Consider the following 14,856-nt stretch of genomic DNA (forward strand, 5'->3'; position numbering starts at 1 on the left):
ATTCAGCGCGGTGGCTCGATGGGCAGGGTGGGGCCGCCATACGGCGTGGGAATCGTGAACCGGCCCTTGGGTGTCGGATCGGTCATCCGGCCCAGGTCGGCGCCGGGAGGCGGTCCGGCGGTGTCGTCGTCGGCGGGGCGCGGGGCATTCCTCGCTCCGCGGATCATCACTCCCGGGTGATCGTCGCGGCAGTAGGTGTACATGAACGGCTCGGGGTAGTCGGCTGACGACGGCGGGCGACGAGGCGTTCCATAGTCACAGGCGTACTGCGGGTAAATGTCCCCGGTCGCCCACAGGCCGTGGTCGTGCATGGTGCTGCCGATCGCGTCCAGTACCGATGTGCGATGAGTCGGGAACAGCGCATTCAGCGCGGGCACGCGAAGGTAGAGCAACCGCGATGTGGTGGTCAGATTCCCGAGCAGTTGCACCATGGTGTCGGAGTTGTCGACGAACAAAGCGTCGATGTCCGACAAGGTATCCGGCGCCTCATTGGTGAGTCTGCGATAGCCCTCACGCATCGTGTTGATCCCAGCGAAGCTCTCGCTGAGATTGTCTGCGGCGACGTCGATTCCCGCATTCTTGTCTGCGGCGAGCGTGAACGCCGTGCGGCTGTTGCGCAGCATGCTGGTGGTCTCCGGCAGCACCGAGTCGAGGGTGGACAGCAGGAACGTACCGCCGTTGATGATGTCGGCAAGCTTGCGCGGTCCGTCCTTGCTCATGCTGAGTTCGGATTTGATGAGCTCGATCTTGGCCGTGTCGACCTGGGCCAGCGCGCCGTCGGCATCGGCGAGCAGTTCCGCCAGACTGACCGGGACGCTGGCCCTGCCCTGGGTGATGGTGCTGCCGTCGCGTAGATAGGGTCCGTCATTGGACTGCGCCACGAAATCGATGTACTGCTCGCCCGCCGGCGAAAGGCCCGACACGCGTACGTCGCTCGACTCCGGGATGGGCACCGAGGAGTTGACGTTGACGACGGCGTTGACGCCTGACGGCGTGATGTCGAGCCTATCCACCCGCCCCACCCGCACGCCGCGCAGCGTGACGTCCTGATTGGGGAGCAGACCCGCGGACTCCGGGAGCTCGACGGTCACCCTGTAGGTCGATGCCAGCGGATTCACCTGCAGCGCAACAAGCGTCAAATACCCGACGGCCACCACCAGCGTCAGGATCAGCGCACCTGCAGACAACCACGCCCGCCGGCGGTGACCGGCGCGCACCACGGCGACAATGCGATCGGCGATCGCGGTGATCATCGTGGCGCCTCCGCGGGCAGCGCACCCGGTGGCGGCGCGTCCGGTGGCGGCGGCGCAATCACCATCTGCCCCGGCTCGGTCGGACTGGGTACGACGGGCACTTGCGGCACTCCGGGGCCCTTACCGACGATCTTCTCCTGCAGCCGGTAGAGCGTGTACTGCAGCGATCCGACAAGCTGGTGCCAGTTGTAGCGCTTGGGGCCGTGCAATCCGGGGTCACCGGCGAACCCGATGTCGGGTATGGATCCCAGGATCAAGCGGTCGACGCTGGCGTTGACCGCGATGGCGTTGCTGGTGGTTGCCTTGACGAACGGCGGCATCAACCTGTTCAGCGCGTACAGGGTGGCGTCGGGGGTGAGCACGACGTCGTTCCACGCCCGGGCGACCTCGTTGGCGTCGGCGATCATGCTCCGGCCGCTGGTGTCGGTGCCCGCGATCGACGGGAACTTGCGCAGCTGATCGGAGACGTCGCCGACCTGCACGACAAGCTCTGCGATCTGACTGGTGTGGGCAGCCAGGGTGTCGGTCGCGGGACGGGCCTCGGCCATGACATCGGCGATCGTCTGGTTCTTGGCCTCGATGGCGCCGACGAGCCGCGATGTCTCGGTCATCGCGGTGGCGATCTGATCCGACCGCGCGTTGAGCCTGCCGAGGGTGTGGTTGGTCTTACGAATGAGGGTGCCGAATGCCTCACCCTGATCGCCGGTCGCCTTGCCCAGGCCGTTGACGATGTTGGTGAAGTTGCGTACCGCGCCACCGTTGACGAGGATCGCGGCCGAGCTGAGCACCGATTCGACCGTCGCGGCCGCGGTCGTGGAGTCCAGCTCGATGGCGTCGCCGTTCTGCAGCAGTGGCGCACCGGGGTCCGCGGGAGTCGGCGGTTTGACGGCGATGAACACGTCACCAAGTGGAGTCGCCGAACGCAGCTCGGCGGTGCTGCCCTGCGGCAGCCGAACCCCGTCCATGATGCGCAATGTGGTCACCGCGGTGTAGTTGCGGGCCACCATCGATTCAAGTTGGCCGACGTCGGCGCCGGCAAGTTTGACCTTTGCGTTGGCCGGCAGATTGAGCGCGTTGGAAAACACCGCCGTCAGCGTGTAGCCGCCGGTGCCTACGCCGGGCGCGGGTAGCGGCAGGCTCGCCAAACCCTCTGAAGCGCAACTGGACACGGTAAGACAGACGACCGCGGCCAGAACGGTTACTCGCTGGCTGGTCATTACTTCTGCCCCATCGCGGCGAGACCGTCGAGCATGTAGGTAAGTCCGAAGTCCGGTCCGAAGTCCTGCAGTGTGCCAGTGCTGCAACCCAACTGGCGCAGGCCCATCATGTTGCAGACTTCTTTGATCGTTTGGGTTTCGAAGAGCACCCGGTCAGTGAGAACCTTGACCCGCGCGGCCCCGTTTCTCTGATCGATGACGTTATAGAGGTTGTCCAGCGTCATCGGTGCCAGGTCGAGGAACTCGGCGAGGTCGCGCTCGTGTTCGACGGTCGTGTTCAGCACGACGTCACCGTTGGCGAGAATCTCCTTGATGTCGTCGCGGTGAATCTCGAGCACCTCGCCCGCCTGGACAAGCACGTCGTTCAGTTTCTTCCCAGTGGTTCCGCTTCCCAAGTCCTCGTCAGCCAGGACCTGGCTGAGTACGCGGACATTCGAGCCGAACTCGCGCAGCGTCGTATCGTTGGCGGCGGCCGCGTCGAGCAGAGAGCTCACGTTGCGGACGATCGTCGTCAGCTGGTCGCGGGTCACTTCACCGCCGTCGGCGCTCAGCCGCAGGGCGTTCGACAATTCCCCGAGCGCGTCCTTCATCTGTTGACCGTTGCCATCTGCGATGGCGGCACTGGCGTTGACGAGGTCGGCAACCGGACCGTTGCCCCTACCGTCACCACGCAGCGAAGTCGACAGCTTGTCCAGAACGTCGAGAACACGCGCGAATTCGACAGGAGTCTTGGTCCGGTTCAGCCCGATGGTGTCGCCGTTGCTCAATGTCGGCCCCCCGCGATAGGGCGGCGTCAGCTCGATCTGGCGGTCGGTGAGAATCGAATTCGAGATCGTCACCGCCTGGGCATCCGCGGGCACCTGAACACCCTTGTCCACCGTGAACTCGACCTCGACGTACGCACCCTTTGGGGTGATCTTGGTGACCTTGCCGACCGGCATGCCGAGCACCGCGACAGTGTTGTTCTCGTAAAGCCCCGCCGCATTGTCGAACTGGGCGGTGAGCGTGACGGTATTCAATCGGTCCTTGGCGAAGGTCCAGCCCACCGCGGCCATCACTACCGCAAGTACGAGGACGACGGCGCCGATCGGGATCACTCTTGTTCTCATTTGCAGTCCTGGAAGTACGGAATCATGTTGAACTGCTCGGCCCGTTCGCTGATGGCACACATCCAGGAGTCGACAAGCAATCCGTTGGGAGCGTTGAATCCGACCGCGTTGCCGGTGCCGGTGGCATTGGCCAGACCGCGCAATGCGACAGGGCCGGATTGCAAGGTGCTGCGCAACAAGTCGTCGTGCTTTCCGAGCATGCCGGACAGCTCACGGACATTACGGAGCAAGTCCTCGAGCTCAGGGCGGTCGTCGATGACGATTCCGCTGAGCGTTTCGACGAGGTTGGTGAGCGCATCCATCATCGCGTGAAAGGTCGCGCGTCTGGTTACGAACTCGCCGACCAGCGTGTTGCCCTGCCTGATCAGACTTCCGATCGTGGCCTGCTGACGGTGCAGCGTGTTCGTCACCGTCTCGGTGGTCTCCAGCAGCGAGCCCAACTGGTCGCGCCGTTCGGCGATGATCGTCGAAAGCCTGTGAGTGTTGGTCAACGCCTGCGGAATAACCGGGGGCAGGGTTTGCAGTTGCTTACCGAGGATTCCGAGCGTTTCGGCGAACCGGTCCGAGTCAACCTGCTCATAGGTGGTTGTGACGTCGGCCAGCGCCTCCTGTAGATCGTATGGAACGTCGGTGTGCTCCAGATCAAAGGTGTTGTCGGGCACCGAACCTTCCCCCGCCGGCTGTAGCGACAGATAGCGGGATCCGAGGATCGTGGTGATTTTGATGATGGCTCGAGATTGGGCACCCAGAGGTACGTCGCCGCGGACCCTCAGGCCCGCTTCGACGTGGTCGCCGGCTAATTCCATGCTGGTCACTTCCCCGACAGGGATACCTGCGATCGTGATCGGGTTGCCCACCTGCAGTGCCGCGGCCTGCAAGAAATGGGCCGTGTAGTGCCGGTACCCGACACCGGCGACCTTGACCAACAGCATCGCGCCGATCAGTAGGGCCACCACTGTGACAGCGACGACCCCGAGCCAGGTCTTGTTGCGATTCTCCAGCGGACGCCGTATCCGTCGCTGCTGCGGTGATCGATCAGCCATCGGCCATATTCCTGCACTTCGGGGAGTATTGCGTGCCCTCTCCGGGAGAAGCGGCGTCGACGATGATCGGGATCACGTCGTTGAGCCCGGGGAAGAAACCCTGGATGTTGAGGTCGCATGCGTACGCGTTGGCGTACGGACCTTCGTTGGTGATGCGCGCAAATCCCTTGAGCAGCAGCGGAAGATTCGCGCCGGTGAACGCCAGCTGCGGCTCGAGGCCGACCATGTGCGAGGCGAACCCCGGCTCCCGGGTGACGAGCTCATTCAACGGCGGGTACACCTCGTCGGAGATCGTCGAAAGTTGACGCACCACTTTCGCCATCGACCCCATCGACGCCACCAACTCGGGGCGCCGAGCATCGAAAGTGGATACGACGCTGCGGGTTTCGGAGATGACATGGTCGAGGTCGTCGTTGTGCCTGGCCAAGTTGGCCACCACGGTGTTCAGATCGGTGATGACGTCACCGAGTTCTTCGTCGCGTCCGGCGAACGATTCCGTCAGTTGCGAGGTCTGGTCTACAAGGGCGGTGATGGATCCCGCGTCGCCCTGCAGCGACTGCACGACTCCCTTGGTGAGGTTGTCGGCGTCGCGGGGGTTGAGCAGGCTGAACAGGGGCTCGTAGCCGTTGAGAAGGGTGTCCACGTCAAATGATGGGTCTGTGCGTTCGACCGGGATGACACTGCCCGGCGGCAGGGCCCCCGGTTGTCCCAGATTGCCCAGGGACAAGCCAAGATAACGCTGGCCGACGATGTTCTGATAGGTCACCGACGCGACGGTGGTCCCGAGCACCTGCTGGTCGGCCCGCACGACGAAGGAGACCTTCGCCAGATCACCTTGCAGTTCAATGCTTTCGACACGGCCGACGCGTACTCCCGCCATCCGGACGTCATCACCCTCGCGCAGGCCGAATACGTCGGAGAAGACGGCCGCGTAGGGCACGGTCCCACCCGCGACGTCGCGCCGCAGCGTGACATAGACGAGCCATGTCAACGCCACCGCCACGATCATGAACATCGACAGACCGATCAGTGCACCGCGGTGTCTCATCGAGGCTCCCCCGAATCAGTTGCGACCGAGACCGTCGTGCCCCGAGCGACCGGTCCGAGCAGCAATTGGGTCGCGGTGGACGCCGGTCGGCCTGTGGCGATCGCCAGTTGGGTCCGCTCGTACTCACTGCCGACTGGACCCACGTTTCCGCCGTAGGACGCGGGCGCGGCCTCAGCCGGCAGTGCAGGCGAAGCGGGCGCTGCATCCCTCGAGTTGGGGGCGGTTGGGTCTGCCCACGGCTTGGGAGCCACGGGCGCCGCTGGTGACAGCGGCACCGGTGGGGGCGGCGTCGGCACCAGCGCCGGATTGGCCGTGCCCGGCACCGGTGGTGCGGGCGGCATCCACGGCGGCAGTGGCGGATTGGGATCGGCCAGGCTCGGATTCGGGTTGATCAACGGTGGGCCGACGGCGACCAGGTTGCCGTGCTCACCCAGGACCGTGCCGGGCGGTGGCGCCAGATCCGCGGGTGGTTGGTAGTTCTGCGGAATCAGCACGTCCGGCAGTTCGGGCCGGGTCGGAACCAGTGGTGCTGTGAAGCAACTCGGCCCCTTCAGCTCTCCGTACTGCGGGCAATCCGCACGGCTGTAGGTGTGGCTGGGCGTGAACGACAGGTTGATGCGCATATTGCCGATGTCTCGATCGTGAATCCACACGTGTTCGAAGAACTTGTCGGCCAGTCCGTTGAGCTTGACGAACGCGGGAACGAAGTGGTGCGAGGTCTGCGCCAGGACTCCCATCACCGGCGTGAACTCCCCGGTGATCTTCACCAGCCGCTCGGCGTGGTTGTTCAACGCGGTGTGCGTTGTCCCCATCGTGTGCACTCCGCCGGCGACAAGGGCGTCGAGCTGCGCGCGCTGTTCGACAAGGGTCTGCATTGGCTGCACCGCTTGATGCAGTGAGTCCAACAGCTCAGGTGCGGTCGCCTGCAGTCCCCTGGTGGCGTCGATGAGCGAGGAGACCGTCGTCGCATCGGGGTTGGTGGACACGATCGCATCGAGTTGGTCGATCAATCGGTTCAGCTGCGCGCCTGCGGTCAGCAGTTCGGTGCGCTGACCCTCCGTCGCGGCGTTGACGGCGGCCAGGATGCCAATGGATTTGTCCTCCCGGCCCCGACCGGTCGCAGCGAGGATGTCGCGCAGCTTGCTGATGGTGGTCTGGAAGAGGACCGTTGGCAGCTCGGTGTCCTCGGCGATGTGCGCACCGGCGCGGATGGCAGGTCCGGGGCCCCGGTCGACGAGCTGCACCGAGGACACCGCGAACACATTGCTTGGCACCACGCGCGCGGTCACGTCGGCCGGAATCGACTGTGCGTATTCGGGTTTGAGGTCGATGTGGACGAAGTTCGGATTGCCGTTGGCGGCCGGTGTGACGCTGTCCACCATACCGACGAGCACGCCGTGATATTTGACATCGGACCGTTGCGGCAGACCGTCACCGACGTTGACGAGGTCCGCGACGACTCGGACGTAGGGATCGAGTCGGCCCGTCGACTTGATCAACAGTGCCGCGGTGACCAGCGCCGCCACCAGTAGCAGTGCGACACCGCCGCCGAGCAGCTGGCGATCGGACGGCCCACGCCCGTCCGGCTCAAGGGAATTGGTCACCTATCCCCCGAACCGTGCGCCGGCGTCGACGGACCACAGCGCCATTGTCAGCAGCATGTTGACCATGATCACGACGGTGATGCTGGCCCTCATCGCGTGACCGGCGGCCACTCCCACACCCTCCGGCCCCCCGCTGGCGTAGAAGCCGTAGTAGCACTGCACGGTCGATGCGATCCACACGAAGATGACGGTTTTGATGAGCGAGTAGACGATGTCTTGACCGGCCAGCATCAGCGAGAAGTAGTGCAGGTACGAACCCGTCGAGCCGCCGCTGATGATGTGCACGACGACTTGCGTCGTCAAGTAGCTGACGGCAAGGCAGGCGACGTACAGCGGAATCACCGCGACCACCGACGCCATCAATCGCGTGGTCACCAGGTACGGAATGGGGCGGATGGCCAACGAATCCAGGGCGTCGATCTCTTCGGCGATGCGCATCGATCCCAGTTGCGCGGTGAAGCGGCAGCCGGCCTGAGTGGCGAACGCCAGTGAGGCGGCGATCGGTGCCAGCTCGCGGGTGTTCACCAGGGACGAGATGATGCCCGTCGCGGGACCCAGACCCAGCAGATCGAGAAAGTTGTAGCCCTCGATACCGACGAGTGCTCCGACAGTGATGCCGAGGACGATCGCCACCCCCGCGGTACCTCCGCCGACCACCAATGAGCCTTTGCCCCAGGCAATGTCGGAGAGCAGCCGGACGAACTCGCCCCGGTAGTGGCGCAGGGCGATCGGCACCCCCGTCAACGCCCGGACGAAGAACACCAGCATGTGCCCGAGCCGGATCACCGGCGTGCTGAATCTCCGGTAGATGCGGACCGCCGGAACGAGAACCTTCGGTCGGTAAGGGGCCACTGTCATATCACAGACCCACCCGCGGAAACATCATGATGTAGAGCTGGCTGACGACGACGTTGACGACCATCAGCACCAGGATCGATTCGACGACCGCCGCGTTCACCGAGTTCGCGACGCCGGTCGGCCCCCCGACCGTGGACATCCCCTTCTGACACGACACCACTGCGACGATGGCGCCGAAGATCACCGCCTTGACCAACGCGATGACCAGGTCCCCGGTGGTCGCGAACGAGGCGAAAGTGGCGACGAAGCTACCCGGTGCGCCGTTTTGGAAGTAGACGTTGAACAGGTAGCTGGCCAAAAAGCCGACGAAGCAGACCACCCCGGTGAGTGCGACGCCCACCATGATGGCCGCGGCGAAGCGCGGCACGACGAGTCGACGGATCACCGACACCCCCATGACCTCCATGGCGTCGGTTTCCTCGCGCATCTTGCGCGAGCCGAGATCCGCGGTGATGGCCGATCCGACGGCGGCTGCCATCAGGATCGCGGCGGTGAGCGACGCGGCCTGCCGAATGACCGCAAGCCCGCTGGCGGCTCCGGCCAGGGAAGTGGCCCCCACCTGGCCGGCCAACAATGCGAACTGAATCGAAAGGGTGACGCCGATCGGCAGTGCCACAAGGACCGTCGGCAGCACGGCGGTGCCGGCCATGAACGCGCCTTGGCGGATGAACTCCTGCCATTGAAAGCGACCGGTGAAGAGGTCGATCAACAAGTACTGGAGAGTGCGGGTACCCAGCACGAACTGGTCGCCGACCGTTGTCAGCGAGGCCAGCGGGTGACGCCGGACGTATCCGGTGCTCCAGTCGGAGATCGCATCTACGCCGTCTTGTGCACCGGCGTGCCGAACCGACAACCGTCCTCCCCCATGTGACTCGTTGATGCGACGGGCTAGGTTGCGCCCCCGGTGGTCGTCAGGACGTAACAGAATAGAGATTCACATAATAAACACGAATTGTCAGCTGAACCCGCAAATCGCCTGGCAGTCACACTCGAACTTCATCAGCATGGTTGTTAACTTCGCCACGATGGTGGGTGAGCCAGGTTGGTTCTGACGAGATCCCCGAGAAACTCCTCAGAAAAAGTTTCCGGCGCGTGTCGATTTCGCAGGGTTGCCGTTCGACGTGTCAACGAGGGCACGATGAAGCGAGCCCCTTCCCCACTAGAAGGAGACAGAACAATGGCGCGTTACATGCTGATCATGCGGTCCACCCCCGAAGCCGAGGCGGCCATGGCCGAAGCCGAGGTCGACTTCAACCAGATCATCGAGGAGATGGGCCGGTTCAACGAGGAGCTCATCAAGGCCGGCGTCATGCTGGCCGGCGAGGGCCTGACCGGTCCCGAGGAGGGCTTCGTCGTGGACTTCAACGCCGACCCGCCTGCGGTCACCGACGGTCCGTACACCGAGGCCAAGGAACTGTTCAACGGGTTCTGGATCCTCGACGTGTCGTCGAAGGAAGAGGCCAAGCAGTGGGCGCAGAAAGTTCCGCTGGGCAAGGGCGTCAAGCTCGAGGTGCGTCGGGTCTCGGAGAGCACCGAGTTCCCGATGGACAACCCGTGGATCAAGAAAGAGATCCAGTGGCGGGCCGACCTGGCCGAGAAGATTGCGGCGCAGGCACGGGCGGACGCCGACCGGCTCGCCTAGGACACGGCGTTACTTGGCGCGGATCCGGATGGGTCCGCGCCAAGTCGCGTCTGGGTGGAGCACCTCGCCCTTCTGCGTGATCTCCACGTCGCCCTGTCGAGCCAGATCCCTGGCGATGGCGCGGGCGTCGTCCATGAGGTCGCGCCAGTTCTGGCCGCCGACGGCGCGCGCGGCGTCGGAGGGGCAGGTACTGCTCGACGGGCCGCGTCGGTGGGCCAGCGCCAGAATCGCCGATTCCAATCTCTCCACGACGGGGCCATCGCCGAGGGCAATGTCTGCGTACCGCGCTGCGGGACCGCCCGCGTCGGCGATGCTCTTCAGTTCGATGCGGAGCGCCATCACGTCGCCCGTCGGTCGTGACGCGAATCCGTCGTCGTCCCGCGCGCGAGGGTATGCGCGAGGACGGCTCGGATGTGCTCGACGTCGGGCCGGCCGTCGTCCAGAAGGATTGCGGTGCACAGGCCGTCAGACGCGGCCACGAATGCGTCGATGGCGTCGGCGTCGGACGTGAAGCCGCGGGCGAGTTCAGCGACGTTGTCGCGCCAGCCGCGGGCCAATTCACGAAGGATCGGGCGCCGTGCGGCGAGGGTCGACAGCTCGCGCTCCGCCAGTGCCCGCTCGCGGCCGGGTCCGGCGGACTCCGCGATCAGTTCGGCGAGGCCACGAATACCGTCGCCGCCGCCGTCGATGATCTCCCGGATGCGTTCGGAGTAACTTTCGGTGACGGTGCTCAGCGCGGCGACGAGTAGATCGTCCAGCGTTTGGAAGTAGTAGGCAGTCAGGCTTGCCGGCACACCTGCCTCCCGCGCCACGGTGCGGTGACTGATTCCGGCGGCCCCGTCGCGGCGCACGACCCTCAACGCCGCGTCGATGATCTCGGCGCGGCGCCGTTGACCCCTGAGCTTGCGGCCGTCTGTGACCACGACGTCTTCGGTCAGCGCAACCTCCTCGTCGCCAGGTTAGTGGGCCGTCAGGGCTCGGAGTTCGTGACCGGGCGGATGTGCCGCAACATCGTTGCGCAGACGACGGTCACGATTCCGACGGCGAGAGCCGCAACGACCGCTGCGGTGTTGAACCCCGCCATGAAGGCGGTGTGCGCGTTGCCGACGACGTGGGGCCCACGCTCCGCCGCGACGGCGACGGCGGAGGAGAGGTCCTCCCGCACATGGTCGGCCACGTCAGGGGAAGTGTTAACCGGAATGTCGATGTTGGCCCGATACATGACGGTCGTGAGGCTGCCCAATAAGGCCACGCCGACGGCCAAACCCAGTTCCTGAACCATCTCCGACATCGCCGCGGCCGACCCGGCCTTGCTGGGCGGCGCCGCTCCCACAACGATGTCTGTACCCAGGGCGGCGATCGCGCCGAGTCCGAGATACACCAGGGCAAACCCGACGGCCACGGTGATCGGCTGACCTGCGCCCGTCGTCGCAAGTAGCGCATACCCGACAAGCGAGAGTGCGAGGGTAACGGCCATGACGACGCCCGGGCGGGCACGCCGGGCCACCAAGGGCGCACCAATTGCGGCGACGAACATCGCCATGGCCGGCGGGCCCATCCACAAACCTGACTCCGTCGCCGAGAAACCCTCAATCAACTGCAGATACTGGGTCACCAGCATCATCACGCCGCCGACACCAATTAGACCGATCAACAGGACGCAAAGCGCCGCGGTGAAGGCGCGACTGGTGAACAACGTCATGTCGAGAAGCGGTGCCGTCAGCACACGCTGGCGGAGCACGAACAGCACCGCCGACCCTGCCCCGACGACGGCGGCGATCAGGGACTGAATGTCGATCCCGTCAACGGCCACATGCTTGACGGCGTAGACGATCGGCAGAATCGCGGCTAAAGACAGCGCGACGCTGACGATGTCAAAACCACCCTCGTGCGGCGCCTTGTACTCCGGCAAGACAATCGGCGCGGCGGCGACGAGTACCGCCACCAGTGGTACGGCGACTAAAAACGCTGAACCCCACCAGAAGTGGGCAAGCAACAGCGCACCGACGAGTGGTCCGGCCGCCATACCGAGCGCGAACACCGTTGCCCACACCCCTATCGCCAAGGCGCGCTGGCGCCGATCGGCAAACATGTTTCCGATCAACGCCAGCGTCGACGGCATCAAGGTCGCTCCGGCCACGCCCAACAGCGCACGAGCCACTATCAGCCAAGTCGCGTCCGGCGCGAACGCTGCGGCGATCGAAGCGAAGCAGAATGCGACGGCGCCGATCATCAGTAGCCGACGCCGCCCGATCCGGTCGCCCAACGTGCCCATTGTGATCAGGAATCCGGCGATCATGAGACCGTAGACGTCCATCACCCACAGCATTTCGGTGGCGCTGGGGCGCAGATCCGCCGCAAGGCTGGGCGCCGCCAGATACAGGACGGTCACATCAAGACCCAGCAGTGCCGTCGGCAGCGCCAACAGCCCGAGGCCCACCCATTCGCGGGTTCCGGCGGGCCGCGCAATGACGTCACTCATCGATTTCCCCTTATCCGCAGAAATAAGTTGAACAATAGTTCTATTTGTTGATTTGTTCAACTAACGCGGAGAGGCCTTGCCATGGGGACTGGAACACGTTCTAGTCTGTCGGGTATGAGTGACGATCTGCTGCGCCATCCCATCCATTCCGGTCACCTCACGGTGGGCGCGCTGAAGCGGAACAAGGACAAGCCGGTGCTCTTTCTCGGCGACACGACCCTGACCGGCGGGCAGCTTGCTGACCGCATCAGCCAGTACATTCAGGCATTCGAGGCACTGGGCGCCGGCTCGGGCAGCGCCACCGGGCTGTTGTCTCTCAACCGGCCCGAGGTGCTGATGATCATCGGCGCCGGGCAGACCCAGGGCTATCGGCGCACCGCACTACACCCTCTCGGCTCGCTCGACGACCACGCCTACGTGTTGAACGACGCCGGGGTCACGTCGCTGATCATCGACCCGAACCCGATGTTCGTCGAGCGGGCGCGGGGGCTTCTGGAGAAGGTGCCAGGTCTCAAGCAGGTACTGACCATCGGGCCGGTGCCTGAGGCATTGGCCAGCGAGGACGTGGTCGCCGTAGACCTGAATGCCGAGGCCGCCAAGTACTCGCCGCAACCCCTGGTCGCCGCGGACCTGCCGCCCGACCACATCGGCGGCATGGCTTACACCGGCGGCACCACCGGCAAGCCCAAAGGCGTGATCGGCACCGTTCAATCGATCACAACCATGACCACGATCCAGCTCGCCGAGTGGGAGTGGCCCGAGCAGCCGAAGTTCCTGATGTGCACACCGCTGTCGCATGCCGGCGCAGCGTTCTTCGTGCCGACGATCATCAAGGGCGGCGAACTGGTCGTGCTGACTAAGTTCGACCCCGCCGAGGTGCTGAAAACCATTGAGGAGCAGAAGATCACGGCCACCATGTTGGTGCCGTCGATGATCTATGCACTGATGGACCACCCGGACTCGCACACCCGCGACCTGTCCTCGCTGGAGACCGTCTACTACGGCGCATCGGCGATGAACCCGGTGCGACTGAAAGAGGCGATCCGCCGTTTCGGCCCGATCTTCGCGCAGTACTACGGCCAGTCCGAGGCGCCGATGGTGATCAGCTACCTGGCCAAGACCGACCACAACGAGAAGCGGCTCACCTCCTGCGGGCGCCCCACGGTGTTCGCGCGGACGGCGCTGCTCGGCGAGGACGGCCAGCCCGTCAAGCAGGGTGAGGTGGGTGAGATCTGTGTGTCCGGGCCGCTGGTCTCGGGTGGCTACTGGAACAAGCCCGAGGCGACGGCCGAGACGTTCCGTGACGGCTGGATGCACACCGGCGACCTGGCCCGCGAGGACTCCGACGGCTTCTGGTACATCGTCGACCGAACCAAGGACATGATCGTCACCGGCGGCTTCAATGTGTTCCCCCGCGAGGTGGAAGACGTTGTCGCTGAGCACCCTTCGGTCGCGCAGGTGTGCGTGATCGGCACACCCGACGAGAAGTGGGGCGAAGCAGTGACCGCCGTTGTCGTGCTGCGGCCCGACGCCGACCGCGGCGAGGACGCGGTGGCCCGCATGACGGCGGAGATCCAGGCAGCGGTCAAGGAGCGCAAGGGTTCGGTGCAGTCGCCCAAGCAGGTGATCGTCGTCGACTCGGTGCCGATCACGGCGCTGGGCAAGCCTGACAAGAAGGCCGTGCGCGCGCAGTTCTGGGAGGGTGCGGGCCGAGCGGTCGGCTAGCCGCGCACGACGAAGTCGGCGCGGTCCCGAGCGCGCTGGATGCGGCCGGCGTTGTGCTCGTCGACGTCACGCACCCACGCCTCGGCCTGGTCGGGCGACTTACCGAACTCGATGTGGCGGGCGACGAGGCGGCGGTGCCGCTCTTCGGGTGCGACGTCGACGTACCAGACCTCCGACAGCATCGCGCGAACGGCGGGCCACGGTGGCTGGTCGTCGAGCAGGTAGTTGCCCTCGGTGACCACCAGCCGGGTGTCGGGCGCGACGGGGATGCTGCCTGCGATCGGTTGTTCGATCTCCCGGTCGAAGGCGGGAGCGTAGACGGTGTCGTCGGGCATGGCACGAATGCGTTGCAGCAGAGCGAGATAGCCGTGCCCGTCGAACGTGTCGATGGCACCTTTGCGGTTGATGCGGCCGAGCTGGGCCAGCACGGTGTCGGCGAGATGGAAGCCGTCCATGGGCAGCTGAACCGCTCTGTCGAACGTCTGCGCCACCGCCGTGGCCAGCGTGGACTTGCCCGCGCCCGGCGGGCCGGTGATGCCGAGGACGACGCGGCGCTGGTGTTCGAGCAGCGCCTCGACGCGACTAGTCCAGGAGTGCATCGATCTCGGCGGCCAGCCGGGCGACACGCTCTTGTTCGCTGGGGATGCCGCGGTTCTCCTCAGCGGCGCGTTGCCAGCCAAGCCGCCACATGCGCGCGACGGCCCGGTCACCGAGGCCCGCATACGGGTTCACGACGGTATCCGGGAAGGCTTTGCGCCCTTCCCGATACGCGGTAACCAGCCGGTGCGCCATCGCTGATAACTCTGCTGCTGTTGGCGCCACATCGGCCGCCATTTCTGCGGCGTGTCGGAGCAATTTGCGTCTCCCGAGGTTCG

15 protein-coding genes are annotated in these 14,856 nt (G+C 65.1%); 2 read left to right on the top strand and 13 right to left on the bottom strand.

What is annotated here, in order from left to right; genetic code table 11:
• Window positions 1–2: 2 nt before the first annotated feature.
• Genes N4S67_RS08400 through N4S67_RS08435 form a run of 8 tightly spaced genes read right to left on the bottom strand, consistent with a single transcriptional unit; the run spans window position 3 to window position 8,985 of the window.
• Entirely contained in the window at window positions 3–1,253 is a 1,251-nt protein-coding gene (locus tag N4S67_RS08400) for an MlaD family protein (RefSeq protein ID WP_260992488.1), read from the bottom strand.
• Window positions 1,250–2,470, bottom strand: coding sequence for an MlaD family protein (locus N4S67_RS08405; RefSeq protein WP_260992489.1), 1,221 nt, complete (start codon window positions 2,468–2,470; stop codon window positions 1,250–1,252). Before N4S67_RS08405 ends, N4S67_RS08400 begins: the two co-directional genes overlap by 4 nt.
• On the bottom strand, window positions 2,470–3,579 hold the full coding sequence (locus N4S67_RS08410; protein WP_260992490.1) for an MCE family protein: 1,110 nt from the start codon (window positions 3,577–3,579) through the stop codon (window positions 2,470–2,472). The genes N4S67_RS08405 and N4S67_RS08410 overlap by 1 nt, the downstream gene beginning before the upstream one ends.
• Window positions 3,576–4,622 (bottom strand): MCE family protein, encoded by a 1,047-nt coding sequence (locus N4S67_RS08415; RefSeq protein WP_260992491.1) that lies wholly within the window; start codon window positions 4,620–4,622, stop codon window positions 3,576–3,578. Before N4S67_RS08415 ends, N4S67_RS08410 begins: the two co-directional genes overlap by 4 nt.
• Complete coding sequence (locus N4S67_RS08420; RefSeq protein ID WP_260992492.1) at window positions 4,615–5,670, bottom strand: MlaD family protein; 1,056 nt, start codon at window positions 5,668–5,670, stop codon at window positions 4,615–4,617. The genes N4S67_RS08415 and N4S67_RS08420 overlap by 8 nt, the downstream gene beginning before the upstream one ends.
• Window positions 5,667–7,274, bottom strand: coding sequence for an MlaD family protein (locus N4S67_RS08425; RefSeq protein WP_260992493.1), 1,608 nt, complete (start codon window positions 7,272–7,274; stop codon window positions 5,667–5,669). The genes N4S67_RS08420 and N4S67_RS08425 overlap by 4 nt, the downstream gene beginning before the upstream one ends.
• Entirely contained in the window at window positions 7,275–8,132 is an 858-nt protein-coding gene (locus N4S67_RS08430) for an MlaE family ABC transporter permease (protein WP_260992494.1), read from the bottom strand. It abuts the gene before it with no gap.
• A gap of 1 nt (window position 8,133) precedes the next feature.
• On the bottom strand, window positions 8,134–8,985 hold the full coding sequence (locus tag N4S67_RS08435) for an MlaE family ABC transporter permease (protein ID WP_260992495.1): 852 nt from the start codon (window positions 8,983–8,985) through the stop codon (window positions 8,134–8,136).
• Between the two features lie 324 nt (window positions 8,986–9,309).
• Here N4S67_RS08435 and N4S67_RS08440 point away from each other — a divergent pair, with 324 nt between their 5' ends.
• Window positions 9,310–9,774 carry a YciI family protein gene (locus N4S67_RS08440; RefSeq protein ID WP_260992496.1) on the top strand — a complete coding sequence of 155 codons (465 nt, stop codon included), beginning with the start codon at window positions 9,310–9,312 and terminating at the stop codon, window positions 9,772–9,774.
• 9 nt (window positions 9,775–9,783) lie between these two features.
• On the opposite strand, the gene N4S67_RS08445 is transcribed toward N4S67_RS08440, so the two are convergent.
• Genes N4S67_RS08445 through N4S67_RS08455 form a run of 3 tightly spaced genes read right to left on the bottom strand, consistent with a single transcriptional unit; the run spans window position 9,784 to window position 12,256 of the window.
• Window positions 9,784–10,113 (bottom strand): DUF3253 domain-containing protein, encoded by a 330-nt coding sequence (locus tag N4S67_RS08445; RefSeq protein WP_260992497.1) that lies wholly within the window; start codon window positions 10,111–10,113, stop codon window positions 9,784–9,786.
• Window positions 10,113–10,697, bottom strand: coding sequence for a TetR/AcrR family transcriptional regulator (locus N4S67_RS08450; protein ID WP_260992498.1), 585 nt, complete (start codon window positions 10,695–10,697; stop codon window positions 10,113–10,115). Before N4S67_RS08450 ends, N4S67_RS08445 begins: the two co-directional genes overlap by 1 nt.
• 47 nt (window positions 10,698–10,744) lie before the next feature.
• Entirely contained in the window at window positions 10,745–12,256 is a 1,512-nt protein-coding gene (locus N4S67_RS08455; protein ID WP_260992499.1) for an MFS transporter, read from the bottom strand.
• A 114-nt stretch (window positions 12,257–12,370) separates the two neighbouring features.
• Here N4S67_RS08455 and fadD8 point away from each other — a divergent pair, with 114 nt between their 5' ends.
• Window positions 12,371–13,981 carry a fatty-acid--CoA ligase FadD8 gene (gene fadD8 / locus N4S67_RS08460; protein WP_260992500.1) on the top strand — a complete coding sequence of 537 codons (1,611 nt, stop codon included), beginning with the start codon at window positions 12,371–12,373 and terminating at the stop codon, window positions 13,979–13,981.
• On the opposite strand, the gene N4S67_RS08465 is transcribed toward fadD8, so the two are convergent.
• Together N4S67_RS08465 and N4S67_RS08470 are read right to left on the bottom strand one after the other, a co-directional pair.
• Window positions 13,978–14,580: a nucleoside/nucleotide kinase family protein gene (locus N4S67_RS08465; protein ID WP_260992501.1), complete on the bottom strand. Its 603-nt coding sequence runs from the start codon at window positions 14,578–14,580 to the stop codon at window positions 13,978–13,980. The genes fadD8 and N4S67_RS08465 overlap by 4 nt on opposite strands.
• Window positions 14,564–14,773: a ribosome modulation factor gene (locus N4S67_RS08470; RefSeq protein WP_260992502.1), complete on the bottom strand. Its 210-nt coding sequence runs from the start codon at window positions 14,771–14,773 to the stop codon at window positions 14,564–14,566. Before N4S67_RS08470 ends, N4S67_RS08465 begins: the two co-directional genes overlap by 17 nt.
• Between the last annotated feature and the right edge of the window lie 83 nt (window positions 14,774–14,856).

Source organism: Mycobacterium deserti (genome assembly GCF_025345615.1).
Taxonomy (GTDB): Bacteria; Actinomycetota; Actinomycetes; order Mycobacteriales; family Mycobacteriaceae; genus Mycobacterium; species Mycobacterium deserti.

Coding starts and splice junctions, on each gene's coding strand:
- N4S67_RS08405 (WP_260992489.1), bottom strand. CDS start 2,470: ATGACCAGCCAGCGAGTAACCGTTCTGGCCGCGGTCGTCTGTCTTACC.
- N4S67_RS08415 (WP_260992491.1), bottom strand. CDS start 4,622: ATGGCTGATCGATCACCGCAGCAGCGACGGATACGGCGTCCGCTGGAG.
- fadD8 (WP_260992500.1), top strand. CDS start 12,371: ATGAGTGACGATCTGCTGCGCCATCCCATCCATTCCGGTCACCTCACG.
- N4S67_RS08455 (WP_260992499.1), bottom strand. CDS start 12,256: ATGAGTGACGTCATTGCGCGGCCCGCCGGAACCCGCGAATGGGTGGGC.
- N4S67_RS08470 (WP_260992502.1), bottom strand. CDS start 14,773: ATGGCGCACCGGCTGGTTACCGCGTATCGGGAAGGGCGCAAAGCCTTC.
- N4S67_RS08410 (WP_260992490.1), bottom strand. CDS start 3,579: ATGAGAACAAGAGTGATCCCGATCGGCGCCGTCGTCCTCGTACTTGCG.
- N4S67_RS08465 (WP_260992501.1), bottom strand. CDS start 14,580: ATGCACTCCTGGACTAGTCGCGTCGAGGCGCTGCTCGAACACCAGCGC.
- N4S67_RS08430 (WP_260992494.1), bottom strand. CDS start 8,132: ATGACAGTGGCCCCTTACCGACCGAAGGTTCTCGTTCCGGCGGTCCGC.
- N4S67_RS08400 (WP_260992488.1), bottom strand. CDS start 1,253: ATGATCACCGCGATCGCCGATCGCATTGTCGCCGTGGTGCGCGCCGGT.
- N4S67_RS08445 (WP_260992497.1), bottom strand. CDS start 10,113: ATGGCGCTCCGCATCGAACTGAAGAGCATCGCCGACGCGGGCGGTCCC.
- N4S67_RS08420 (WP_260992492.1), bottom strand. CDS start 5,670: ATGAGACACCGCGGTGCACTGATCGGTCTGTCGATGTTCATGATCGTG.
- N4S67_RS08440 (WP_260992496.1), top strand. CDS start 9,310: ATGGCGCGTTACATGCTGATCATGCGGTCCACCCCCGAAGCCGAGGCG.